Source organism: Staphylococcus gallinarum (genome assembly GCF_000875895.1).
Classification (GTDB): Bacteria; Bacillota; Bacilli; order Staphylococcales; family Staphylococcaceae; genus Staphylococcus; species Staphylococcus gallinarum.
Genome location: NZ_JXCF01000228.1, coordinates 1 through 241, shown reverse-complemented (window position 1 = coordinate 241; position 241 = coordinate 1). Strand labels below are relative to the sequence as shown.

The 241-nt window shown below is 31.5% G+C and carries 1 pseudogene; it reads left to right on the top strand.

Going from position 1 to position 241, the window contains the following annotated elements:
• Positions 1–241 (top strand): annotated as a pseudogene (locus SH09_RS14215) (MobV family relaxase); the annotation flags it as partial.

Here is a 241-nt window from a genome sequence, read left to right as displayed (position 1 = left end):
TTAAGTCTGGTAAAGCGTTGAATGAGCTTAAAAATGAAAATAGTAAGCTTAGAGAAGAAAACAAGGATATGTCTGAAACTTTAGCAAGAGCAAATGAGTTTATAAAAGACCTCAAAAAACACCTTGATAATGCGCTTGATGTTATTAAAGTTATTAGAGAGATTTTTGAGAAGTTAGAGCAAGTTCTTGGTAGAAATAAATACCAGCATTTGATGAATGATGTAAGTAGAGATAATGGTCG